This is a genomic window from Microbacterium sp. GXF6406 (assembly GCF_054798215.1).
This window is the reverse complement of sequence record NZ_JBSJZH010000007.1, coordinates 32829-56171: the sequence shown is the minus strand read 5'-3', so window position 1 is coordinate 56171 and position 23343 is coordinate 32829. Positions and strand designations below refer to the sequence as shown.

General features: G+C 67.1%; 21 protein-coding genes, 2 tRNA genes and 1 pseudogene. 13 read left to right on the top strand and 11 right to left on the bottom strand.

Annotation, left to right across the window (positions count from 1 at the left end; all coding sequences use genetic code 11):
• Window positions 1-2085 (bottom strand): alpha amylase C-terminal domain-containing protein, encoded by a 2085-nt coding sequence (locus ACWAUG_RS05985; RefSeq protein ID WP_298036597.1) that lies wholly within the window; start codon window positions 2083-2085, stop codon window positions 1-3.
• 103 nt (window positions 2086-2188) lie between these two features.
• Here ACWAUG_RS05985 and ACWAUG_RS05980 point away from each other — a divergent pair, with 103 nt between their 5' ends.
• Window positions 2189-3358 carry a cysteine desulfurase family protein gene (locus ACWAUG_RS05980; protein WP_460801835.1) on the top strand — a complete coding sequence of 390 codons (1170 nt, stop codon included), beginning with the start codon at window positions 2189-2191 and terminating at the stop codon, window positions 3356-3358.
• 34 nt (window positions 3359-3392) lie between these two features.
• A complete protein-coding gene (mnmA, locus tag ACWAUG_RS05975) occupies window positions 3393-4490 on the top strand; it encodes a tRNA 2-thiouridine(34) synthase MnmA (protein ID WP_460801834.1) in 1098 nt (365 codons plus the stop codon).
• Between the two features lie 27 nt (window positions 4491-4517).
• On the opposite strand, the gene ACWAUG_RS05970 is transcribed toward mnmA, so the two are convergent.
• Complete coding sequence (locus tag ACWAUG_RS05970; RefSeq protein ID WP_460801833.1) at window positions 4518-5366, bottom strand: 3-hydroxyacyl-CoA dehydrogenase; 849 nt, start codon at window positions 5364-5366, stop codon at window positions 4518-4520.
• A 127-nt stretch (window positions 5367-5493) separates the two neighbouring features.
• Between ACWAUG_RS05970 and ligA the strand changes: the two genes are divergently transcribed.
• Window positions 5494-7812 (top strand): NAD-dependent DNA ligase LigA, encoded by a 2319-nt coding sequence (gene ligA, locus ACWAUG_RS05965; protein WP_460801832.1) that lies wholly within the window; start codon window positions 5494-5496, stop codon window positions 7810-7812.
• 51 nt (window positions 7813-7863) lie between these two features.
• On the opposite strand, the gene ACWAUG_RS05960 is transcribed toward ligA, so the two are convergent.
• Both ACWAUG_RS05960 and ACWAUG_RS05955 read right to left on the bottom strand, forming a co-directional pair.
• A complete protein-coding gene (locus ACWAUG_RS05960; protein WP_460801831.1) occupies window positions 7864-9726 on the bottom strand; it encodes a DEAD/DEAH box helicase in 1863 nt (620 codons plus the stop codon).
• A 56-nt stretch (window positions 9727-9782) separates the two neighbouring features.
• Window positions 9783-11483, bottom strand: coding sequence for a long-chain-fatty-acid--CoA ligase (locus ACWAUG_RS05955; protein WP_460801830.1), 1701 nt, complete (start codon window positions 11481-11483; stop codon window positions 9783-9785).
• Window positions 11484-11545: 62 nt separating this feature from the next.
• Between ACWAUG_RS05955 and gatC the strand changes: the two genes are divergently transcribed.
• The 6 genes from gatC (at window position 11546) to ACWAUG_RS05925 (ending at window position 17196) form a co-directional block, all read left to right on the top strand.
• Complete coding sequence (gatC, locus tag ACWAUG_RS05950; protein ID WP_460801829.1) at window positions 11546-11845, top strand: Asp-tRNA(Asn)/Glu-tRNA(Gln) amidotransferase subunit GatC; 300 nt, start codon at window positions 11546-11548, stop codon at window positions 11843-11845.
• Window positions 11842-13359 (top strand): Asp-tRNA(Asn)/Glu-tRNA(Gln) amidotransferase subunit GatA, encoded by a 1518-nt coding sequence (gene gatA, locus ACWAUG_RS05945; RefSeq protein WP_460801828.1) that lies wholly within the window; start codon window positions 11842-11844, stop codon window positions 13357-13359. The genes gatC and gatA overlap by 4 nt, the downstream gene beginning before the upstream one ends.
• Window positions 13359-14891, top strand: a complete 1533-nt coding sequence (gene gatB, locus ACWAUG_RS05940) for an Asp-tRNA(Asn)/Glu-tRNA(Gln) amidotransferase subunit GatB (protein WP_460801827.1) — start codon at window positions 13359-13361, stop codon at window positions 14889-14891. The genes gatA and gatB overlap by 1 nt, the downstream gene beginning before the upstream one ends.
• A 105-nt stretch (window positions 14892-14996) precedes the next feature.
• Window positions 14997-16253 (top strand): DNA polymerase IV, encoded by a 1257-nt coding sequence (gene dinB, locus ACWAUG_RS05935; protein ID WP_460801826.1) that lies wholly within the window; start codon window positions 14997-14999, stop codon window positions 16251-16253.
• A 39-nt stretch (window positions 16254-16292) separates the two neighbouring features.
• Complete coding sequence (locus ACWAUG_RS05930) at window positions 16293-16631, top strand: hypothetical protein (RefSeq protein ID WP_460801825.1); 339 nt, start codon at window positions 16293-16295, stop codon at window positions 16629-16631.
• A gap of 40 nt (window positions 16632-16671) precedes the next feature.
• A complete protein-coding gene (locus ACWAUG_RS05925; protein WP_460801824.1) occupies window positions 16672-17196 on the top strand; it encodes a nucleoside/nucleotide kinase family protein in 525 nt (174 codons plus the stop codon).
• On the opposite strand, the gene ACWAUG_RS05920 is transcribed toward ACWAUG_RS05925, so the two are convergent.
• From ACWAUG_RS05920 to orn, 6 genes and pseudogenes are all read right to left on the bottom strand, one after another.
• Window positions 17193-17699 carry a DUF2017 family protein gene (locus tag ACWAUG_RS05920; protein ID WP_460801859.1) on the bottom strand — a complete coding sequence of 169 codons (507 nt, stop codon included), beginning with the start codon at window positions 17697-17699 and terminating at the stop codon, window positions 17193-17195. The genes ACWAUG_RS05925 and ACWAUG_RS05920 overlap by 4 nt on opposite strands.
• Window positions 17699-17989, bottom strand: coding sequence for an ATP-dependent Clp protease adapter ClpS (gene clpS / locus ACWAUG_RS05915; RefSeq protein WP_460801823.1), 291 nt, complete (start codon window positions 17987-17989; stop codon window positions 17699-17701). Before clpS ends, ACWAUG_RS05920 begins: the two co-directional genes overlap by 1 nt.
• A gap of 5 nt (window positions 17990-17994) precedes the next feature.
• Window positions 17995-18342 carry a metallopeptidase family protein gene (locus tag ACWAUG_RS05910; RefSeq protein WP_460801822.1) on the bottom strand — a complete coding sequence of 116 codons (348 nt, stop codon included), beginning with the start codon at window positions 18340-18342 and terminating at the stop codon, window positions 17995-17997.
• A gap of 27 nt (window positions 18343-18369) precedes the next feature.
• Window positions 18370-18997 (bottom strand): annotated as a pseudogene (locus ACWAUG_RS05905) (LysE family transporter).
• A 187-nt stretch (window positions 18998-19184) separates the two neighbouring features.
• Window positions 19185-19260 (bottom strand) — tRNA-His (locus tag ACWAUG_RS05900).
• A gap of 36 nt (window positions 19261-19296) precedes the next feature.
• A complete protein-coding gene (gene orn / locus ACWAUG_RS05895) occupies window positions 19297-19923 on the bottom strand; it encodes an oligoribonuclease (RefSeq protein WP_298036558.1) in 627 nt (208 codons plus the stop codon).
• A 52-nt stretch (window positions 19924-19975) separates the two neighbouring features.
• Between orn and ACWAUG_RS05890 the strand changes: the two genes are divergently transcribed.
• Window positions 19976-20047 (top strand) — tRNA-Arg (locus tag ACWAUG_RS05890).
• A gap of 3 nt (window positions 20048-20050) precedes the next feature.
• On the opposite strand, the gene ACWAUG_RS05885 is transcribed toward ACWAUG_RS05890, so the two are convergent.
• Entirely contained in the window at window positions 20051-20308 is a 258-nt protein-coding gene (locus ACWAUG_RS05885; RefSeq protein ID WP_298036555.1) for a hypothetical protein, read from the bottom strand.
• A 183-nt stretch (window positions 20309-20491) separates the two neighbouring features.
• Here ACWAUG_RS05885 and ACWAUG_RS05880 point away from each other — a divergent pair, with 183 nt between their 5' ends.
• From ACWAUG_RS05880 to ettA, 3 genes are all read left to right on the top strand, one after another.
• Entirely contained in the window at window positions 20492-21001 is a 510-nt protein-coding gene (locus tag ACWAUG_RS05880) for a single-stranded DNA-binding protein (RefSeq protein WP_298036553.1), read from the top strand.
• 88 nt (window positions 21002-21089) lie between these two features.
• A complete protein-coding gene (locus tag ACWAUG_RS05875) occupies window positions 21090-21602 on the top strand; it encodes a DUF6993 domain-containing protein (protein WP_298036551.1) in 513 nt (170 codons plus the stop codon).
• A gap of 58 nt (window positions 21603-21660) precedes the next feature.
• Window positions 21661-23340, top strand: a complete 1680-nt coding sequence (ettA, locus tag ACWAUG_RS05870) for an energy-dependent translational throttle protein EttA (RefSeq protein WP_298036548.1) — start codon at window positions 21661-21663, stop codon at window positions 23338-23340.
• The last annotated feature ends 3 nt before the right edge of the window (window positions 23341-23343 follow it).

The following is a 23343-nucleotide window of genomic DNA, read 5'->3' as shown; positions in this document are numbered from 1 at the left end:
TCACTTCCTGTAGCGCAGCCACAGCGTGCTGCGTGCGGGGAGGGTGATGCGTGCTTGCGGCGCGTCGCCAGGAGCTGATCGTCGGCTGACGATCCATCCGTCGTTCCCGCTGCCGGTGCCGCCGTATTCGACGTCATCGGTGTTCAGGATCTCGTCCCATATCCCTTCGACCGGCAGGTCCAGTGCGAGCCGGCTCTTCTCGGTCTCGTCGAAGTTGCTGATGACGAGGACACGACCGCCGTGCGCATCACGGCGTTCGAAGGCGATGACATCGGGATCCCAGGTGGGCGCACCGCGTCGATCGAACCGTGCGCGATCGCGGTCGTACTCCCACAGCGGAGCCGTGCTCCGGTAGGTTTCGTTCATCCGACCGATCAACCGCAGCAGCGCGGCGTGAGGGGGCTGTTCGAGCAGGTCCCATTCCAAGCCGGTGCCGGTGGTCCATTCCGCGAGCTGGCCGAACTCCTGGCCCATGAAGAGCAGCTTCTTGCCCGGGTGGCCCCACATGTGCCCGAGGAACGCGCGCAGATCCGCGAATCTCGCAGCATCCGGCCCAGAGAGTCCGGTCAGCAGGTTCGCCGTGCGATGGGATGTTTCGTCGTGCCCGAGCGGCAGCAGATAGTTCTCTCCGAAGGCATAGACGAAGGAGAAGGTCATTTCGCCCTCGTGATGGGCGCGCTCCACGGGCGTGCGCCTCATGTAACGGAGGGACTCTTCGGCCCAGCCGTCGTTCCATTTGAGCGTGAAACCCAGTCCGGCGTGCTCGGGTGCAGCGGTGACACCGGGGAAGCGGCCGCTCTCCACAGCGATGGTCACGGCGCCGGGATGGCTCCGGTGGACCGCGCGATTGAGGTCTTGGAGGAATCGGATGCCGGCGAGGTTCTCACGGCCGCCATGGATGTTGGGCGTCCACTCGCCCGGCCCGCGGGCGTGATCGAGATAGAGGAGACCGGTGATCGAGCGCAGGCGCAGTCCATCGATGTGGAAGGAATCGAACCAGTAGAGCGCATTCGCTGTCACGGCGGCCCGCACCGCGGCATCGTCGAAATCGATGGCGGTCTCGTACGACAGAGGGTGGATGCCGGTGGGCTCCCATTCCAAGAGGACGCCGATTCCCGCGCGGTGCAGGCGGTCGATGAGGGATCGGAGCTCATCGGACGTGCCGTATCGCGGATCGGGGGCGTATGCCGATGTCGCGCGGATACGTCCGGCCGCTGCGGGCACGGTGAACGGAAGGAATTCGACATGGGTGAAACCGCTGCCGAGCACATGCTCGATCAGTGGTTCCGCGATCGTGGCGTATCCGAGGCCGTCGCGCCAGGAACCGAGGTGGAGCTGGTACACCGACATCGGCTGGGCGACGGCTCGAGTCGCCGCGCGTCTCGTCATCCAGGCACCATCGCGCCAGATGTGCGTCGAGAAGTCGACGACGGATCCGGTGAGGGCGGCGGCGTCTGCGCGGCGGCCGAAGGGGTCGGATGCACGGACCCAGGTGCCGGCATCCGTGAGGATCTCGTAGGCGTAGGCAGTTCCCGGGGAAGCGTCAGGGACGAACAGCTCCCAGATTCCCTGCGGGTCGAGGCGGCGCATCCCGAGCGGGGCACCGGCGGTTTCGGCGAGCGGGCCGACGATGCGAACGGCTTCCGCACGGGGCGCCCAGATGGCGAAGGCGACACCGATCTCGGTGCCGATCGGGCGCGCGTTGGCGCCGAGCGCCTCCCAGAGCCGATCGCGGTCCCCGTTCCGGATGCGGCGCCGATCCTCTTCGCTCAGGGTAGGCGCGTGCCGGTAGGGATCGCCGATGGTCGAAGCTCTTCCGTCGCGGAGCGTTCGCACACGGTAGAAGGAGGGATCGCCGTCGTGCTGACCGATCCACAGGCCGTCTTCGGCAGGGGATAGCGGGAGCGTCGTGCCGTCGCTGAAGACGAGCGAGACCGCATCGGCATGAGGGCGGAGAACGCGGATCTCCGTGCGCCGGGAACCGGTTCCGGACGCCGCCGGGTGCGGTCCGAGCACGGAGTGCGGCTGCGGATGCCCGCCGATCGAGATCATCCGCGTCGAGAGATCGTCCCCACGTATCGACACCCTTCGATTTTAGCTCTCGGAAAGGGGAGATGGCAGGAGATCCTCAACGCTCCCGACCGGCAACGACGTGCGCGACGAGTGCGTGATGGGGGAGAGTTGAGACATGGTCTTCTATCTCGATCACGCAGCGACGACACCGCTGCGTCCGGAGGCGCGTCAAGCCTGGCTCGCTGCCTCGACGGAACCGGGGAACGCCGCCTCCACTCATGGAGCAGGTCAGCGTGCGCGTCGCCTGCTCGAGGAATCCCGCGAGCGCATCGCGGCAGTGCTCGACTGCGAGCCGATCGAGGTCGTGCTGACATCCGGCGGTACGGAGTCCATCAACACGGCGCTGCGAGGACTCTGGCGCGTTCGCGCGGAGAAGTCCCGGTCGATCCTTCTCCCGGATGGTGAGCACCACGCGACCATGGACACCGTCGGAGCGCTCGTCGCCGACGGTGCGCAGTGCGTGCCGGTGCGGCTCGACAGCGTCGGACGCATCGACGCGGATGCTTTCGCCGCAGCGCTTCCGGGGGCCGCTCTGGCGACGGCGCTGGTCGCCAACAACGAGGTCGGCACGGTGAACGACGCAGCCGCGCTCGCCCGGGCGGCGGGCCGGACCGCGGTGCCCATGCACCTCGATGCCGTTGCGGGACTGGGGCATGTGCCGCTGTCCTTCCGAGACCTGCGCGGGGATGCGCCCGCAGCAGGCGGTCTCGTGGCCATGAGTCTGGCCGGGCACAAGGTCGGCGCACCCGTCGGAATCGGGGCATTAATCGTCGCGCGGACGGCGCGGATGGCGCCCTTGCTGCACGGCGGATCCCAGCAGAGGGGTCTGCGTGCCGGCACCCAGGACATCGCCGGGGCAGCGGCGTTCGCCGCGGCGCTCGAGTGCGCCGAAACCGAGCGAGTGACGGAGAATCAGCGGTTGGGCGCACTGCGGGATCGGTTGATCGCCGGGATCCTCGCATCGGTTCCCGCGGCGGAGCTGCTCGGCGATCCCATCGATCGTCTGCCGAACAACGCGCATATCCTCTTTCCCGGCGCTGTGGGGGAGAGCCTTCTCTTCCTCCTCGATGTCGCCGGTGTCGCAGCATCCACGGGGTCGGCCTGCCAGGCCGGCGTCGCCGAGCCGTCGCACGTCGTCATGGCGATGGGGCGCAGCGAGCACGATGCGCGAAGCGTCCTGCGGTTCACATTCGGTCGCACCTCCAGTGATGCCGACGTGGATGCGGTGCTCGCAGTCATCGTGGATGCCTACGCGCGGGCCTCGGGAACTCTGAACGGGCGTTGAGCCGGTGCCGCCGGTGCGCTCGTAGAATAGAGGCATGCGAATTCTGGCAGCTATGAGCGGTGGAGTGGACTCGGCGGTCGCCGCGGCCCGCGCCGTCGAGGCGGGCCACGACGTCACCGGTGTTCACCTCGCGCTCTCCCGCGCCGGTGGAACCCTGCGCAGCGGAAGCCGCGGATGCTGCACGATCGAGGATGCCATGGACGCCCGGCGGGCCTCCGACATGCTCGGCATCCCGTTCTACGTGTGGGACTTCTCCGAACGGTTCCGCGACGACGTCATCGACGACTTCATCAGTGAGTACCAGGCCGGCCGTACGCCCAACCCGTGCATGCGCTGCAACGAGAAGATCAAGTTCGCAGCTCTCCTCGAACGTGCGCTCGAACTCGGCTTCGATGCGGTCTGCACCGGCCATTACGCCAACCTCGTCTCGACGGAGACCGGACTCGAACTGCACCGGGCGGCCGATGATGCGAAGGATCAGTCCTACGTCCTCGGCGTACTGACGGCCGAGCAGCTCGCCCACACGTACTTCCCGCTCGGGTCAACCCCGTCGAAGGCTCTCGTTCGTGCAGAGGCCGCCGAGCGAGGTCTGAGCGTGGCTCAGAAGCCGGACAGCCACGACATCTGCTTCATCCCCGATGGCGATACCCGCGGTTGGCTGGCTGACAAGGTCGGTGCGGCGGACGGCGAGATCCTCGATCAGTCCGGCGCGGTGGTGGGCAGTCACGAGGGAGCGCACGCGTTCACCGTCGGTCAGCGCCGCGGTCTCAAGCTCGGGGTCCCGGCCGCGGACGGCAAACCGCGCTTCGTGCTCGAGGTCCGGCCCGTGTCGAACACGGTGGTCGTCGGCCCGAAGGAGGCTCTCGCAATCGCGGAGATCTCCGGAGAGCGGTACTCGTGGGCGGGTGCCGCGCCCCTCGCACCGGATTTCGAGTGCCATGTGCAGATCCGCGCACATTCCGAGCCCGTGCTCGCACAGGCCTCGGTCTCGGATGCCGGTGTGCGGGTCGTCCCGTCGATCCCGCTCGATGGTGTCGCGCCCGGCCAGACCGCGGTGCTCTATCTCGGCACCCGTGTCCTGGGCCAGTTCACGATCGATACGACGGTCTCGGTGGTTCCCGTTACGGCCTGACGGTCGCGCGCACCGGCATCCGACCGGTCAGCCGTAGGTATAGAAGCCGCGGCCCGTCGACGTGCCCAGGTAGCCCTTGTCGATGTAGTCGGTCTTCAGCTCTTCAGCGAATGTCTTCATATCGGGGTCGGCGCTGTCCTTGTTGAGCATGTACGGCGTCATCATGCCGACAACGTCGTAGATCTGGAAGGGGCCCAACGGAGCCCCGGTGGAGACGCGCCAGACCTTGTCGATGTCCTCGATGTCGGCGATGCCGTTCACGTGCAGCTTCGCCGCCGCGGCGAGGAAGGGCACGAGCAACGAGTTGAGCACATAGCCGGGCTGCTCCTTGTGGATTCGGATCGGGACCATCCCGATCTGCTCGGCGAACTCCGCCGCTGCCTCGAAGACGGCCGCATCTGTTCCCGAGTGCTCCATCACCTCGCACGTGTTGAACTTCCAGACCTCATTGGCGAAGTGCATCGCGAGGAACTTCTCCGGCCGATCGGTGAACGGCGCGATCTGGCTGGGCAGGAGCGTGGAGGAGTTCGTGGCGAAGATCGTCTTTGCCGGTGCGACGGCGCTGACCTTCTTCCAGGTGTCCTGCTTGATATCGAGACGCTCGGGCACCGCCTCGATGATGAGGTCGGCATCCTTGACGGCATCCGCGAGGTCGCTGCTCACTCGGATGCGCGCCACGGCTGCCTCGAGCTTCTCCGGCGTCGCATCCGGGAGGTCTCGCAGGTATGACGGCTTCAGCTGCTCCCAGCGTGCCGGCAGCTTCTGCAGGATCTCATCGCTGATGTCGTAGGCGACGACGTCCTTGCCGGAGTACGCGGACTGGAAGATGATCTGCGACCCGAGCACGCCTGTGCCCAGCACCGTGAGATTCTGCATATTTCCCCCTCTGAGATGGATTTCGGCGGATGCCGTTGCTCGGAACCTTAGGGGGTGGCCGGGGGCCGAGGCAAGGAGGCGCAGCGGTGGCTCCGATAATGTCTGCGCCCGCTCGTAGACTGGAATCGTGCCGGAGAAGATTTCGTTGGACGACGCCCGTATCGAGGCGGATTCGCTGACCGAACGCATCCTCGAGGCGAAGGACGCGTACTACGGGCGCGACACCTCGCTCGTCGACGACGCGACCTATGACGGGTGGATGCGGCGACTCGAAGAGCTGGAGCGGCTGCACCCCGAGGTGCAGGGGCAGGACTCGCCGACGCAGATGGTCGGCGCCGCTGAGGCCACGGGCCTCGATACCATCGAGCACGCCGAGCGGATGCTCAGCCTCGACAACGTCTTCTCCATCGACGAGCTGCGCGAATGGGCGGCGAAGACCCATGCTGCGACCGGTCGCGAGGTCGCGTGGCTCACCGAGCTGAAGATCGATGGCCTCGCGATCAACCTGCGCTATGAGAATGGGGTTCTGACCTCGGCCGCGACGCGCGGAGATGGGCGCGTCGGCGAGATCGTGACAGAGAACGCGCTTCGGCTGGGCATGATCCCCGAGCGGCTGCGGGGCACAGGACACCCGGAGATCGTCGAGGTGCGTGGCGAGGTGTTCATCCCCGTCGCAGCCTTCGAGCGGCTCAACGCCGCGCAGGCATCTTTCCGCGAGCGGGCCTACGCCGAATCGCTCGGCAAGTGGGAGGCGCGCACGGGTCCGAAGAAACCGTTCGACGAGGAGAAGGCGCGCACCGCGGCCGCCCGTCGTTTCCCGGCCTTCGCGAATCCGCGCAACGCCGCGAGCGGGGGGCTGCGACAGCAGATCGACAAGAAGGATGGCCTCGAGCTCGAAGCAGGGCTGTTGCGTCTGGAGTCGCTCGACCTGTACGTGCACGGCATCGGGGCGTGGACGACTCCGCCTGTGGCGGCGCAGAGCGAGATCTACGATCTGCTCGCCGTGTGGGGGCTGCCGACGAGTCCTCATACGAAGGTCTGCCCGACGGTCGACGACGTCGTCGATTTCGTCGCGCACTTCGGTGAGCACCGGCACGACATCGAGCACGAGCTCGACGGGATCGTCGTGAAGGTCGATGAGCTGGCGCTGCATGAGGAGCTCGGCATCACCTCGCGCGCACCGCGCTGGGCGATCGCCTTCAAATATCCGCCCGAGGAGGTGCAGACGACGCTCCTCGACATCGTCGTCTCCGTCGGCCGCACGGGGCGGGCGACGCCGTTCGCCGTCATGGCCCCCGCGCACGTCGCGGGCTCCGTCGTGCGCCAGGCGACCCTTCACAACAAGGACGTCGTCAAGGCCAAGGGCGTGCTCATCGGCGACACCGTCGTGCTCCGCAAGGCCGGTGACGTGATCCCCGAGGTTCTCGGCCCCGTGGTCGACAAGCGCGACGGCACGGAGCGCGAGTTCATCATGCCCGTCGGATGTCCGGAATGCGGAACGACCCTGCGGCCGATGAAGGAGGGAGACATCGATCTGCGGTGTCCGAACTCCCGCTCCTGCCCCGCCCAGGTGCGCGGACGCGTCGAGCACATCGGTTCACGCGGCGCACTCGACGTCGAGGCGCTCGGTGAAGTGACCGCCGCGGCCCTGACGCAGCCGAGCCACCCGTCGATTCCCCCGCTGGTGACCGAAGCAGGCCTGTTCGACCTCACGCTCGAGCAGCTCGTGCCGATCGAGGTCATCGTGCGCGACGCAGAGACTGGACTGCCCAAGGAAGGCGAGGACGGCGTCGTGAAGATCCGTTCGCCGTTCCGACGCAACGCCACCGCAGCGGAGAAGAAAGAGGGACGCGTCGCGAGCCAGCCTTCGTCTCAGGCGCTGAAGTTGCTCGCCGAGCTCGAGAAGGCGAAGACGAAGGAGCTGTGGCGTCTACTCGTCTCGCTGAACATCCGTCACGTCGGGCCGGTCGCCGCTCGCGCCCTCGCGCAGTGGTTCGGCTCCCTCGACGCCATCCGCTCGGCCTCGCTCGATGAACTGTCGGCCGTCGATGGAGTCGGCGGCATCATCGCAGAATCGCTGCTGGCCTGGTTCGAGGTGGACTGGCACATCGCCATCGTCGACCAATGGAAGGCTGCCGGTGTGCAGTGGGCCACGCCGGGCCACCCCGGTCCGGGCGCCGCCGTCGCCGAGGGGGGAGTGCTCGAGGGCCTTACCATCGTCGCGACCGGCTCCCTCGACGGATTCACCCGCGAGGGAGCCCAGGAGGCGATCATCTCCGCCGGCGGCAAGGCGGCTTCGAGCGTCTCGAAGAAGACGGACTTCGTCGCGGCCGGGCCCGGTGCGGGATCGAAGCTGAAGAAGGCGGAGGACCTCGGCATCCGGGTCCTCGACGCAGCTCAGTTCCGCATCCTGGTGACCGAGGGGCCGGCCACGCTCGACGCCTGAAAGACGAAGCAGGACTTCCCGATCGGGAAGTCCTGCTTCAGTGCGAACCGCTCAGTTCTTGTGGCGGGGCTTGCGGTCGTAACCGCCATCGCGACCGCCGCGGTCGTATCCGCCGCGGTCCCGGTCGTATCCGCCACGGCGGTCGCCGCCGTCACGACGGTCATATCCTCCGCGCCGCTCGTAACCGCCTTCACGGCGTGCGCCGCCGCCGCGAGGGCCGTTGTCGGGCTTGATCTCGATCAGGCGACCCGAGATCCGCGTGTCGCTGAGCTTGTCGAGGACCGCGGGGTCCATCGTCACGGGAAGCTCGACGATCGAGAAGTCCGGCTTGATGTTGATCGCGCCGAAGTCGTCGCGGCCGAGACCACCCTCGTTCGCGAGCGCACCCACGATCTGGCGGGGCTCGACGCGGTGACGCCGGCCGACCTCGATGCGGTAGGGGGTGTAGTCGCCGCGTCCGCGACGCTCGCGCGGCTCGCGTGCGGGACGGTCGCCGCGGTCACGGTCATTGCGCTCGCGCGGCGGTCGGTTGTCGCGCTCGACGGCAGCCGAGAGACGGTCGTTCTCGGCGTCCAGCAGCAGCGGGGACTCGCCCTGGGCGACGACGGCGAGAGCCGCCGCGACATCCGTCTCGGGCACATCGTGGTTGCGGACGTAGTGGGCGATGATGTCGCGGAACTTCTCGATGCGACCGGTCTCGGCCAGCGCCGAAGTGATCGCATCGTCGAAACGTGCCAGGCGCGTCGTGTTGACGTCCTCGATGCTCGGAAGCTGCATCTGGGTCGGCTGCTGGCGGGTCGCCCGCTCGATGCTCTTGAGGAGGTAGCGCTCGCGCGGGGTGATGAAGCTGATGGCGTCACCGGTGCGCCCGGCCCGGCCGGTGCGGCCGATGCGGTGCACGTAGGACTCGGTGTCGGTCGGGATGTCGAAGTTGACGACGTGGCTGATGCGCTCGACGTCGAGACCACGGGCGGCGACATCGGTGGCGACGAGGATGTCGAGCTTGCCGTCCTTGAGCTGGTTGACGCTGCGCTCGCGCTGGACCTGGGCGATGTCACCGTTGATGGCGGCCGCGGAGTAGCCGCGCGCCCGCAGCTTCTCGGCGAGCGTCTCGGTCTCGTTCTTCGTGCGGACGAAGATGATCATGCCGTCGAAGTTCTCGACCTCGAGGATGCGGGTGAGGGCGTCGACCTTCTGCTGATAGGAGACGACCAGGTAGCGCTGGGTGATGTTCGTGTTCGTCGCGGTCTTGGACTTGACCGTGATCTCCTCGGCGTCGCGCAGGTACTGCTGGGCGAGGCGACGGATGCTGGGAGGCATGGTCGCCGAGAACAGGGCGACCTGCTTCTCCTCGGGAGTCTGCGAGAGGATCTCCTCGACGTCCTCCGCGAAGCCCATCTTCAGCATTTCGTCGGCCTCGTCAAGCACGAGGTACTTCAGCTCGGAGAGGTCGAGCGTGCCCTTGGCGAGGTGGTCCATGATGCGGCCGGGCGTGCCGACGACGACGTGGACGCCGCGGCGCAGCGCCGACAGCTGAACGCCGTAGCCCTGTCCGCCGTAGACGGGCAGCACGTGCACGCCCTTCATCTTCGTCGAGTAAGACTCGAAGGCCTCGCACACCTGCAGGGCGAGCTCGCGGGTCGGGGCGAGCACGAGGGCCTGCGGGGTCTTCTGCGAGACGTCGAGACGCTCGAGGACGGGCAGAGCGAAGGCGGCCGTCTTGCCGGTTCCGGTCTGCGCCATGCCGACGACGTCGCGGCCGCCGAGGAGGGTGGGGATCGTAGCGGCCTGGATCGCCGAAGGCGTCTCGTAGCCGAGGTCGCGGATGGCCTTCAGAACGGGGCCGGTGATGCCGAGCTCCTCGAATCCGGGTACGGAGGGGGCGTCGGGCGTCTGGTCTTGGTCAGCAGTCACTTCCCGAGCGTAGCGCTTTCACCTGGGAAGCCGCCTGGCGACCGGCCTCGGGCGCGTCAGTTTCCCGAGCTGAGGGTCAGCAGGCTGTCCTTGACCTGACGACGCAGCACTTTGCCGATCATCGACTTCGGGAGCTCGTCGACGACGAAGAGCCGGCGCGGCACCTTGTACGGGGTCAGAATCCCGCGGACGAAGTCGCGGATACCCTGCTCGTCGAGTTCGGCGCCGGCATCCAGGACGACGGCGGCGACCACCTCTTCGCCGCTGCGGGTGCTCGGCAGACCGACGACGGCCGCATCGGCGACGGCGGGATGTTGCCGCAGGGCGATCTCGACCTCGGTGGGGGCGACGTTGAAGCCGCCGGTGATGATGAGCTCCTTGATGCGGTCGACGATGCGGAAGAAGCCGGCGTCGTCCATGGTCACGACGTCGCCCGTGCGGAACCAGTCCTCGTGGAACACGGCGGCAGTGGCTTCCGGGCGTCCGTAGTAGCCGGAGAACACCTGAGGTCCGCGGACGAGGAGCTCGCCGGGCTGGCCGGGGGCGGCTTCCTTCGACGGGTCGTCCTGATCAGCGATGCGGACTTCGGTTCCCGGCATCGGCAGGCCGATGCTTCCCGCGGTGCGCTTGTCGTCGACGGGGTTGACCATCAGCACGGGGGAGCACTCCGAGAGCCCGTAGCCCTCGATGAGCATTCCGCCGGTCTCGGCCTCCCAGGGCACGACGAGCTCCTTGTCGAGTGCCATCGCCCCGGAGACGGCGATTCCGGTCCCCGCCAGTGAGATCCCGCGCTCGCGCGCACGGGCCAGCAGCCGTTCGGCGATCGGGGGCACGAGCGGCAGCACGGTCGCGGGGCGCTTCTTGACGACGTCGAGCACCATGTCAGGGTCGAACTTCGGGAAGAGCACGAGACGGGCCCCGACCGACATCGCGAAGGTGAGGCAGAGGGTGAGCCCGTAGGCGTGGAACATGGGCAGCACCGCGTAGAACACCGTGCCTGCACCGCGCTCGACCATCGGGATGCACGAGACGGCCTGCATCGCGTTGGCGAGAAGATTGCGGTGGGTGAGGGAGGCGCCCTTCGGGTCTCCGGTGGTGCCGCTGGTGTATTGGATGATCGCGAGGTCGTCGGTCTGCGGTCGCGGATGCGAGGGGGCGAGGGGCTCGGCGGAGACGATGTCTTCCCAGCTGATGGCGTCGCGGACCGGGCGCGTCAGCTGGGCGCGCTTGGCCCGCAGTGACGGCACCGGGAGCTTCAGCGCGAGCTGCATGACGGTGGGCATTCCCCGGGTGATGTCGACCGAGATGAGTGTGTCGACGGCGAGGTCGGCGGGGAACTCCTGCACGAGGTGGGCGACGTTGCTCCATGCGATGACGTGCTGGGCGCCGTGGTCGGAGAACTGCTTGCGCAGTTCGCGCGGCGTGTAGAGCGGATTGTGCTCGATGACGATGGCGCCGAGACGCAGCACCGCGTAGAAGGCGACGATGTGCTGCGGGCAGTTGGGCAGGATGATCGCGACGGGATCACCGGCGCGGACGCCGCGGGCGGCGAGGCCCGCTGCGGCGCGCTCGATGGCGGTCTGCAGCTCGCGGTAGGACGTCTCGCGTCCGAAGAATTCGAGCGCCGGTGCTTCGGGGTAGTCCCGGGCGGATGCCTCGACGATGTCGATGAGAGATCCGGTGATCTGGCCGAGGTCTTCGGGGACTCCCGGAGCGTACGAAGCGGTCCACGGGCGCGGCGGGTCGAACGTCGTCATGAATCCCAGCTTATTGGGACGAGAGAACTGAGTCCGCGCACTGCGCGCTCTAGACTGTTGTGGTGTCTGAAATCACCCCTGATCTTGTGCGCCATCTCGGCGTGCTCGCGCGTATCCAGCTGAACGACGACGAGGTGACGCGGCTCACGGGCCAGCTCGACGCCATCGTCGACAACATCGCGAAGGTCGCGGAGGTCGCGACGGCCGATGTCGTCGCCACGAGCCACCCGATCCCGCTTGCGAACGTCTTCCGGCCCGATGTGGTCGGCGAGACGCTCACGCATGAGCAGGTGCTGCAGAATGCACCGGATGCCGCGGACGGTCGTTTCCGCGTGACCGCGATCCTGGGAGAAGAGCAGTGACCGACATCATCCGCCTCACCGCGGCCGAGCTCGCCGACAAGCTGAACGCCGGAGAGGTCTCCAGCCGCGAGGCCACGCAGGCCCACCTCGACCGCATCGCCGCCGTCGACGGTGATGTCCACGCCTTCCTGCACGTCAACGAGGGTGCGATCGCCGCGGCCGAAGCGATCGACGCCGCCCGTGCCGCGGGGGAGCAGCTGCACCCGCTCGCCGGCGTCCCGCTGGCCATCAAGGACGTGCTGGTCACGAAGGACCAGCCGACCACCAGCGGCTCGAAGATCCTCGAGGGCTACATGTCGCCCTACGACGCGACCGTCGTGGCGCGCGCCCGCGAGGCCGGCCTCATCGCCCTCGGCAAGACCAACATGGACGAGTTCGCGATGGGCTCCTCCACCGAGCACTCCGCGTACGGCCCGACCCGCAACCCGTGGGACCTCGAGCGCATCCCCGGCGGATCCGGCGGTGGCTCGGCCGCCGCGGTGGCTGCCTTCGAGGCGCCGCTGGCCCTCGGCTCGGACACCGGCGGATCGATCCGTCAGCCCGCGCACGTCACCGGCACCGTCGGCGTCAAGCCCACCTACGGCTCGGTGAGCCGTTACGGTTCGATCGCGCTGGCGTCCAGCCTCGACCAGGTCGGCCCCGTCACCCGCACGGTGCTCGACTCGGGTCTGCTGCACGACGTCATCGGCGGTCACGACGCGAACGACTCGACCTCGCTCACCGACGCCTGGCCGTCGTTCGCCGAGGCCGCCCGTGAGGGCGCGCGCGGAGACGTGCTCAAGGGTCTGAAGGTCGGCGTCATCAAGGAGCTGCCCGACTCGGGCTTCCAGCCGGGCGTCGCAGCATCCTTCCGCGCATCGCTCGCCCTCATGGAGCAGCAGGGCGCCGAGATCGTCGAGATCTCGACCCCGCACTTCGAGTACGGCGTCGCCGCCTACTACCTGATCCTCCCCGCCGAGGCATCCAGCAACCTTGCGAAGTTCGACTCCGTGCGCTTCGGCATGCGGGTCACCCCCGAAGGGGGCGCCACGGTCGAGGACGTCATGTCGGCGACCCGCGAGGCGGGCTTCGGCGACGAGGTCAAGCGCCGCATCATCCTCGGCACCTACGCCCTGTCGGCCGGCTACTACGACGCCTACTACGGCAGCGCCCAGAAGGTCCGCACCCTCATCCAGCAGGACTTCGACCAGGCGTTCGCACAGGTCGACGTCATCGCGACCCCGACGGCGCCCACCACCGCGTTCAAGCTCGGCGAGCGCATCGGCGACCCGCTGCAGATGTACCTGAACGACCTGACGACGATCCCGGCGAACCTCGCCGGCGTCCCCGGCATCTCGATCCCGTCCGGCCTCGCCGATGACGACGGCCTTCCCGTCGGCATCCAGTTCCTCGCCCCCGCACGTGAGGACGCCCGCCTGTACCGCGTGGGCGCCGCGCTGGAGACCGCACTCGTCGACTCGTGGGGAGCCCCGCTGCTCACCCGCGCCCCGCAGCTCGCAGGAGGAAAGAACTGATGGCCGCCGCAGCCAAGCTCATGGACTTCGACAAAGCCCTCGAGATGTTCGAGCCCGTGCTCGGCTTCGAGGTGCACGTCGAGCTGAACACCGAGACCAAGATGTTCTCGGGCGCCCCGAACCCGGCGAACGAGAAGTACCACGCGGCGGAGCCGAACACGCTCATCGCCCCGGTCGACATGGGTCTGCCGGGAGCCATGCCCACGGTCAACGCCACGGCGATCCGCTCGTCGATCAGCCTGGGCCTCGCCCTCGGCTGCTCGATCGCCGAGTCGAGCCGCTTCGCGCGCAAGAACTACTTCTACCCCGACCTGGGCAAGAACTACCAGATCTCGCAGTACGACGAGCCGATCGCCTACGAGGGTGAGGTCGTCGTCGAACTCGAGGACGGCATGCTCGTCACCGTTCCGATCGAGCGCGCGCACATGGAGGAGGATGCCGGAAAGCTCACCCACATGGGGGGCGCGACCGGTCGCATCCAGGGCGCCGAGTACTCGTTGGTCGACTACAACCGGGCCGGAGTCCCGCTCGTCGAGATCGTCACGAAGACGATCTTCGGCACGGATCACCGCGCACCCGAGGTCGCCAAGGCCTACGTCTCGACGATCCGCGACATCGTCCGCAGCCTCGGTATCTCCGAGGCCCGCCTCGAGCGCGGCAACCTGCGCTGCGACGCGAACGTGTCGTTGCGCCCGCGCGTCGCCGAGGGCGAGGAGCCGGCGCCGCTGGGCACCCGAACCGAGACGAAGAACGTCAACTCGATGCGCTCCGTCGAGCGCGCCGTGCGTCACGAGATCCAGCGTCAGGCGCAGATCCTCGCCGACGGCGGCACGATCATCCAGGAGACCCGTCACTGGCACGAGGACACCGGCACCACCTCGCCGGGCCGTCCGAAGTCGGACGCCGACGACTACCGCTACTTCCCGGAGCCCGACCTGCTCCCCGTGCAGCCGGACGCCGAGCTGATCGAGGAGCTGCGTGCAGCTCTGCCCGAGCAGCCCGTCGCGCGCCGCCGCCGTCTGAAGGCCGAATGGGGCTTCACCGACCTCGAGTACCAGGACGTGCGCAACAGCGACCTGGTCGAGGTCGTCGAGGCGACGATCGCCGCCGGTACGACCCCGGCCGCCGCGCGCAAGTGGTGGACGGGCGAGATCACCCGCCAGGCGAACGCGCAGGGCAAGACGGCCGTCGAGCTCATCTCGCCGGCATCCGTCGCCGATCTGCAGAAACTCGTCGACGCCGGAACGCTGAACGACAAGCTCGCCCGCCAGGTTCTCGAGGGCGTCATCGCCGGTGAGGGCACCCCGCAGGAGGTCGTCGACGCCCGCGGTCTCGCGGTCGTCTCCGACGACGGTGCGCTCATCGCGGCGATCGATGAGGCACTCGCTGCGCAGCCCGATGTCATGGCGAAGATCAAGGATGGCAAGGCGCAGGCCGCTGGCGCCGTCATCGGCGCCGTCATGAAGGCGATGAAGGGGCAGGCCAACGCCGCCCGCGTACGGGAGCTGATCCTGGAGCGCGCGGCGCAGTAACGGCGTCTCCGCATCCGGATGCCGGGCCGATCTTCGTGATCGGTCCGGCATCCGTGCGTTCGGCGCACCGGCGTCGATGTCGGAGGAGTCGGGGAGAATGGAATCATGGGGCGCGGCGACGGACGAGGCAGGGTTGTATCCCCGGAGGGGGCCGACGATTCGGGCACCCGCATCCTGCACGTCGATATGGATGCCTTCTACGCAGCCGTCGAGGTCATGCACGATGCGTCGCTGGCCGGCCTGCCATTGATCATCGGCGCGCCGGATGGACGCTCCGTGGTCTCGAGCGCGTCCTACGAGGCCCGACGATACGGAGTGCGCGCGGCGATGCCTGTGGCCCAGGCGATCAGATTGTGCCCGTCCGCACGGATCGTTCCGCCGCACTTCGAGCGCTACCAGACGGTGTCGCGGCAGGTCATGGCGGTCTTCGAATCGATCACTCCACTCGTGGAGCCGCTGTCGGTCGACGAGGCATTCCTCGACGTGCAGGGTGTGCGACGGCTGTGGGGGAGTCCGGGGGAGATCGCACGCCTCGTGCGGGCACGGGTGGAGTCCGAGGTGGGCATCACCTGCAGCGTCGGTGTCGCAGCGACCAAGCACGTGGCCAAGATGGCGTCGACGCTCTGCAAACCCGACGGGATGTTGATCATCCCCGAGTCCCAGACCATCGAATTCCTTTCGCCGCGATCGGTGCGTGCGATGTGGGGCGTGGGCCCGAAGGCGGCGGATGCCCTGGAAGCACGGGGCATCCGAACGATCGGGGACATCCGGGAAGCACCTCAGGACATGCTCGATCGCGCGGTCGGACCGGCGCTCGGGTTCCGGATCGCCGCGCTGTCGCGCGGAGTCGATCATCGAGCCGTCGATACAGACCGGGTGGAGAAGAGCATCGGTCACGAGGAGACGTTCGACGTCGACATCACCGACCGCGAGACGCTTCACGCCGAGCTGCTGCGACTCGCCGATCGCGTGGCTGCGCGCCTGCGCAAAGCCGGTTGGGAATGCGCATCCGTCGCGATCAAGGTGCGTTTCGACGACTTCACGACGCTGAGCCGCTCCCAGACGCTGTCCGAGCCGACTTCGGTCGGACAGCGCATGGGCGAGGCCGCGCAGATGCTGTTCGACACCATCGACCGTCGCGATCCGGTACGGCTCATCGGCGTCCGGGCCGAGAAGCTGAGGCCCGCGGGAGGGGGCGCATTCGCACTCTGGGACGACGATGAGCACTGGCGCAAAGTGGAGGGCGCGCTCGACGACGCCAGGGCGCGCTTCGGGTCTGCGACGATCACGCGCGCCAGGCACCTCGGCCGTGGTGAGGGGCGCGGAGCGCCGAAGCATCCGAAATCCCATGGTCTTCAGTGAACCCGCACAGCGCGGGAGTTCCTGGGATAACGTGGACTCATGCCGAACATCGCAGTGGAACTCGGAAAGCAAGCAGCCTCCTTCGGAGTGAAGAGCGCGTACGGTGAGCCGCAGGACGTGGACGGTGTGAGCATCACTCCCGTCGCGCTGACCATGTCCGGCTTCGCCGGCGGTGCGGGAGGCGCGGAGAGCGCTGACGGCGGCAGCGGAGAGGGCGGAACCGGCGGGGGAGTGTCCGTCCCGCTGGGCGTCTACGTGCGTCGCGAAGAGGGGCTTCGCTTCGAGCCCAACATCGTGACACTCCTCGCCGTGGGGATCCCGTTCGTCTGCGTCGCTGGTCGCGCGCTGGCTCGCGTCATCCGTGCGCTCAAGAAGTAACGATCCGTTCGTCCTGGCGCTTCAGCGCGGCGCTGCCGCGGTGCTGGACGCTGTGATCGCCGTCGAAGCATCCAATCCTGTCGTGCTGATCGACGGCAGATCGGGGGCGGGGAAGACGACGCTTTCGCGGATGCTCACCGCGAACTGGCCGCTTTCAGCGCGGCCGCAGCTCGTGGCGCTGGATTCGATCTATCCCGGTTGGGACGGCATGGACGCCGGAGCCGAGAAAGCTCTGCACGATGTGCTGCGTCCACATGCCCGGGGCCTGCTGAGCACGTGGCGCCGCTGGGACTGGAACGATCAGAGCGAAGCGGAGGCGCACGCGGTGAGTCCTGCGCTCGGGCTCATCGTCGAGGGGTGCGGCGTCCTCACGCCGGCATCTGCGCGGATCGCCGATGTGCGGGTGTGGGTCGAATCTCCGGAAACGTCGCGCAAGCGCCGTGCCCTCGAGCGGGATGGCGAGGGATTCCGTCCCCATTGGGATCGCTGGGCGATGCAGGAGGACAAGCACATCGCGCGCGATAATCCACACAGCCTCGCCGACGTGATGGTCGTTCTGCCCTAGTCGTCGGTGGGCGGATCCTCCGCGTACTCATCGAGCGCGTCGGCGAGCGCGACCAGGGAATCCAGGCGGAAGCCCAACCAGTCGTAGATCCCGAATCGGTCGTCGTCGTCATCGTGGTCGTCGTCGTCGATCACGCCGAGGCGATCCGCGACGATCACCCGCAGCGCTGCAAGCGTGCGCAACCAGGAGTCGACGTCGGGCGCGATGATGTCGACCGTGACGTGAGCCATCGCGTCGGTTTCGTCGTCGAGATCCGCCACGGGGGTGAGCCCGTCGAGCATTGCCCGGGCGTCCGCGGCCCGACGCCCCAGGAGATCTGTGCGGGTGAGCGCAGCGAACTCCGCGGAGGCGAGCTCGTCGCCCGGGTAGGCGCTCGGCGTCAGCCGGGCGAGTGCCGGGTCCGTCGGGTCGTCGACGGCGAGGAGTCCGGTGAGGTCTTCGACGAGTCGACGCAGATTCACTGCTTCGATGTGCGCCATCTCGAGGCGGATCATGCGCTCCATCACGCATCCGCCTTCCGCACCGTCGCCCACAGGCCGTAGTCGTGCATCGCCTGGGCGTGCACCTCCATCGTCTCCCGTGGTCCGGTCGCGACGATCGCATGCCCGTCGTGGTGGACGGCGAGCATCAGCTGCGTCGCGTGCTCCTTCGAATAACCGAAGTACGTGCGGAAGACGCGCACCACATAGCTCATGAGGTTCACGGGATCGTTCCAGACGACGACCTGCCAGGGAACCAGCGGCGCCGCCTGAAGGTCGACGTCCTCATCGAGGTCGGGAACCGGACTCGACATGCTTATCATGCCCATCCCATCTCATGCAGGCGGTCATCATCGATGCCGTAGAAGTGGGCGATCTCATGGACCAGAGTCGTGTGGACCTCATCACGGAGTTCATCTTCGTCGTCGCACTGCGCGAGATGCGGATCACGGTAGACGATGATCCGGTCGGGCAGATCGCCCATCCCGTACTGCCCGCGTTCTGTCAGCGCGAGGCCGTCGTACAGGCCCAGCAGGTCGAGACTGCCGTCCTCCGGGCGGTCCTCGACGACGAACACGACGTTGTCGAGTCCGTCGACCATCTCATCCGGCAGCTGATCGAGCTCGTCGATCACGAGTTCCTCGAAGGCCGTGGCATCCATCTCCATCGACCCCAGCCTATGGTGCCGGAGCCGTCAGTGGACGACGAGCAGGAGTATGGCGAGGCCGAGAAAGAGCGCTCCGAAGAGCGCGTTGAGCGTGCGCACCCCCGTGCGGGTGCGGGTCAGACGGCGGAACGGGCGGGCCGCCGTCGCGAAGAAGCCCCACATCACGATCACATCGACGACGATGACCGTCCCGATGAGGATCAGATACTGGGGGAGAGCCGGCTGATCGAGGCGGATGAACTGCGGCACGAAGGCCAGGAATAAGACGATGGCCTTCGGATTCAGCACGTTCACCCAGAATCCGCGCCGGATCATCGATAGGCGCCCTTCGCGTGTCGGCAGCGGGCCATCGTCGGCAGCCGGCTCGGGAACGCGACTGAGGATCATTCGGATGCCGAGGAAGACGAGATAGGCCGCGCCCGCGCAGCGGATGCCGTTGAACAGCACGGGGGGAGCGGGAGACGATCAGCCCCACACCTGCGGCGACGATGATGACGTGCACGATCAGAGCGATCTGCTGCCCGATGATCCCCCAGACGGAACGGCGCCACCCCTGAGCAAGCGCATTCGACATGGTGTTGATCGCACCGGCGCCGGGCGTGAAGCTGATCACGACGGATGCCCCCAGCACGGAGAGCCAAGCGGTCAGGGTCACAGAGCGATTCTATGGATTGCCCATGCTGTATGTCGTCGCTCGGCAGGAGCCACCGCTGCCGAGACACGGACCGATCACGGTCGACGGCGGATGGATCATGCCTCGACGGCCGGGCGTGCCGGGCTCTCTGCCGAACAGTGGCTCACATGCAAAGATCCCCCACCTGCATACAGGCGGGGGATCTCTCTGGGGTGGCTAACGGGACTTGAACCCGCGACCCCCGCGACCACAACGCGGTGCTCTACCAACTGAGCTATAGCCACCATGTTCCCGCCGAAGCAGGCAACTCCATAAGTGTATTACATGTCTGAGGTGAACTTTGACACAGCGCGCTCCGAAATGGCCCGAGCCTCGTCGCTGGTGGGTCCGGGATCGGCCACGAACACCGCTTCTCGGTAGTAGCGGAGCTCACGGATCGATTCAAGGATGTCAGCCAGTGCGCGGTGTCCGCCGTTCTTCGCGGGGGCTTGGAAGAAGACCCGCGGGTACCAGCGGCGGGAGAGCTCCTTCACACTGGAGACGTCGACGTTGCGGTAGTGCAGGTACTGGTCGATCTGCGGCATGTATTTCGCGAGGAACATGCGGTCGGTGCCGATCGTGTTGCCGGCGAGCGGAGCCTTGCGCTCCTGCGGCACGAACCGCCGGATGTACGCGAGCGTCTGCGTCTCGGCCTCGGCAAGCGAGACGCCGTTCGGGATCTCTTCGATGAGCCCGGAGGTCTCGTGCATGTTCGTCACGAAGTCGTTCATATTCGCCAGAGCGGAGTCGCTGGGCTTGATGACGACCTGGAACCCCGTGTCGACCGGTCGGAGTTCGAAATCGGTGATGACGACGGCGATCTCGACGAGTTCATCGACGGCGAGGTCGAGTCCCGTCATCTCGCAATCGATCCAGACAAGGCGGTCGTTCTCGGACGCAGATACCATGGGGTCATTCTATCGAGGGCAGGGACATCGCCCTGGTAGCGTAGAGAGGTCCGCCTCCGTAGCTCAGCGGAAGAGCAACGGCCTTCTAATCCGTCGGTCGCAGGTTCGAATCCTGCCGGGGGCACAGTCATCCATTGCGCAGCGACTGCACAGCGTCGTCTGCGCGCCAGAAGTCGCCGACGGGACGGAACGTCGAGGTCGGACGGTGCAGCCGTTCCGCGCGATATCGAAGACCCTCATCGGCGGACATCACGCGCAGGTGCCCGATGATGCGTTCGGTGCCATTCTCGACGACCCGCCAGAGCCGATCGGATGCTCGGACCAGATGCTCTCGCGGGGAGTCGATGTTCGGCTGGAGTGATGGTGTTCTCAATGCGCTGGTCATGGTTCCTCCGTTCGCAACGACCGTAGGACGGGCTTCCGACATTGCGCCGACACCCGTTCTGCACGATTCCCTGCGCCGGGGCCTTTGCGCACATGTCCCGGGTCCTGGGCGATGGCGTCACCCGGCGGGAACGCATTCTGGGAGGCATCCGGGCAGGGTCCCGGGCGATCGAAGGAGAGCGAAATGAATGACAGCGTCACGATTCTCGGGCGTGTTGCAGCCGATCCGAATCGGAACACCACCAGCGCCGGGGTGCCCGTGGTGAACTTCCGCGTGGCCAGCACGCAGCGCCGTTTCGACAACAAGTCGGGCCAATGGGTCGATGCCGGGACGAACTGGTACAACGTGTCGGCCTTCCGCCAGCTCGCCGAGCATGCGAAGTCTTCCCTGCGGCAGGGGCACCCGGTGATCGTCACGGGAAAGCTCAAGCTCCGCGAGTGGGAGAGCGGCGAGCGCCGCGGGATCAGTGCCGACATCGATGCCGATTCGATCGGACACGACTTGCGTTGGGGAGCGAGCGCCTACGTGGCGGCATCCCCGCGCGTCGTCGCCGGGGCTTCGGCGGAAGTGGCCTCGAATCCAGCGGGACACATGGCTGGGAGCTCGCAGCTACACGGTGGGGAGGTCGCGCTCGACGGCCGCGATACCGCTGAGAATTCCGAATCCGACGAGGACTGGCGTTTGCCGGCGTGAGATCGGTGCGGGACGGAGCCGGCGAATCCAGTGCGAGTGCGCACGCATCATGAGCGACGGTCGGCGGGGTGCGCCGTAGGATCGGAGCGTGCCTCGTCGACTTCGCCCTGTACGTTCCATCTCCGCAGCAGCGGGAGTGCTGCTGGCCGGTGCGCTCGTGTTGACCGGATGCTCCCTCCTCCCGGACCTGGGCTTCACGGGCGATCCGGAGCCGACGGCGACGATCAGTGCACCCGTGCCGGAGGGCACCGCGGTCCCGTCGGGTCCTGCGCTGGTTCCCGATGGAACCGCGCAGGACAACCTGCCGCTCTTCCAATCCGTGACGGCCGAGGTCTGGGCCTCAGACCAGCGCGCCTCCGGGCGCGCCTATATCGATGCTCTGGTGGCGGCAGGCTTCGACAAGGCGGCCATGCAGGTCACGGAAGACGCATCGACGGTCGGAAACGCCGCCGAGAGCCTGCAGTTCTCCGTCCGCTGGGGGAATGCGGAGTGCCTCGTGGGTCAGGTGGGCCCTTCGACCGGTGATCCGGTCACCATTGTCGTCGACCAGCTCGCCGAAGGGCGCTGCCTGATCGGAAAAACCCGACTGATCGACTGGTGACCCAGAGCCGGTAGGCTGGAGTGTCGATCCTCGACGCCTACTTAAGGAGCGGTTTTCGGTGGCAGAGTACATCTACTCGATGGTTCGTGCGCGTAAGGCTGTGGGTGAGAAACTCATCCTCGACGACGTGACGATGTCGTTCCTGCCGGGAGCGAAGATCGGCATGGTCGGTCCGAACGGTGCTGGAAAGTCGACGATCCTCAAGATCATGGCCGGCCTCGATCAGCCGTCCAACGGCGAGGCGAAGCTGACGCCCGGCTTCACGGTCGGCATTCTCATGCAGGAGCCGGAGCTCGACGAGTCCAAGACGGTTCTGGAGAACATCCAGGACGGCGTCGCGATCAAGGCCAAGCTCGACCGCTTCAACGAGATCTCCGCCCTCATGGCAGACCCGGATGCGGACTTCGATTCGCTCCTGGCTGAGATGGGCGTTCTGCAGGAGGAGATCGACGCGGCCGACGGTTGGGACCTCGACTCCCAGCTGGCCCAGGCGATGGATGCTCTGCGCACCCCGCCGGCGGATGCATCGATCGCGCCCCTCTCCGGTGGTGAGAAGCGCCGCGTCGCTCTGGCCAAGCTGCTGCTACAGAAGCCCGACCTGCTGCTGCTCGACGAGCCCACCAACCACCTCGACGCCGAGAGTGTTCTCTGGCTCGAGCAGCATCTGAAGTCCTACAAGGGTGCCGTCATCGCGATCACCCACGACCGGTACTTCCTCGACAACGTCGCGGAGTGGATCGCCGAGGTCGACCGCGGACGCCTCTACCCGTACGAGGGCAACTACTCGACCTACCTCGAGAAGAAGGCCGAGCGCCTCGAGATCCAGGGCAAGAAGGACGCCAAGCTCTCCAAGCGTCTGAAGGACGAGCTCGAGTGGGTCCGCTCCAGCGCCAAGGGTCGCCAGACCAAGTCCAAGGCGCGTCTGGCGCGTTACGAGGAGATGGCTGCTGAGGCCGAGCGCACTCGGAAGTTGGACTTCGAAGAGATCCAGATCCCCGCGGGCCCGCGCCTGGGCTCCGTGGTCATCGATGCGAAGAACCTCAAGAAGGGCTTCGGCGACCGCGTCCTGATCGACGGCCTGAGCTTCAGCCTGCCGCCGAACGGCATCGTCGGCATCATCGGCGCCAACGGTGTCGGCAAGACGACGCTCTTCAAGACCATCGTCGGCCTCGAGCCGCTCGACAGCGGCGATCTCAAGATCGGCGAGACGGTCAAGATCAGCTACGTCGACCAGTCGCGAGCGAGCATCGACCCCGAGAAGAACCTCTGGGAGGTCGTCTCCGACGGGCTCGACTTCATCACGGTCGGCAAGACCGAGATCCCCTCGCGCGCCTACGTCTCGAAGTTCGGATTCAAGGGCCCGGATCAGCAGAAGAAGGCCGGTGTCCTCTCCGGTGGTGAGCGCAACCGACTCAACCTCGCTCTGACGCTGAAGGAGGGCGGCAACCTGCTGCTGCTCGACGAGCCGACGAACGACCTCGACATCGAGACGCTGAGCTCGCTCGAGAACGCACTCCTCGAGTTCCCGGGTTGCGCCGTGGTCATCACCCACGACCGCTGGTTCCTGGACCGCATCGCGACGCACATCCTCGCCTATGAGGGCACGGATGAGAACCCTGCCCAGTGGCACTGGTTCGAGGGCAACTTCGAGTCGTACGAGAAGAACAAGATCGAGCGCCTCGGTCCCGATGCGGCGAACCCGCACCGTTCCACGCACCGCAAGCTCACGCGTGACTGACGA